1 protein-coding gene is annotated in these 414 nt (G+C 47.8%); it reads left to right on the top strand.

What is annotated here, in order from left to right; all coding sequences use genetic code 11:
• Positions 1-12 precede the first annotated feature (12 nt).
• A partial coding sequence (locus EBL85_RS16920; RefSeq protein WP_223806203.1) for a thioredoxin family protein occupies positions 13-414 on the top strand: 402 nt, incomplete at its 3' end.

The following is a 414-nucleotide window of genomic DNA, read 5'->3' as shown; positions in this document are numbered from 1 at the left end:
CTAGAACGCATCATGCCAGAAATGTGGTCAACGATTCTGTGGTCAGCACTGGGTATTGCTGCTTTTGGTTGGCTATACCACATCAAAAACAGTCTAGAGTTTGGTGGCTGGAAACAAAGTGCCGTGGGCATAATCGCCGTCTTAGGTTTGCTAGCCTCAGCACAACCTATCTTAAATTACTGGTTTGGCAACAGCACAACACAAACTCAGCAAGCCACTGTTAGCTTTACTCGCATTGCTAACGTGGAGGAGCTTGAAGAACAACTGGCACTTGCGAAAGCGGCAGGTAAACCCGTCATGCTCGATTTCTACGCCGATTGGTGTGTAGCATGTAAAGAGTTTGAAAAGTACACCTTCCATGACCCAAGCGTCGAAGCCAAACTGCAAGACTTCGTTCTTCTGCAAGCGGACGTG

The organism is Marichromatium sp. AB32 (assembly GCF_003718675.1).
Classification (GTDB): Bacteria; Pseudomonadota; Gammaproteobacteria; order Chromatiales; family Chromatiaceae; genus Marichromatium; species Marichromatium gracile.
The sequence above is the reverse complement of the archived record's forward strand: the minus strand, read 5'-3'. Positions and strand labels throughout refer to the sequence as shown.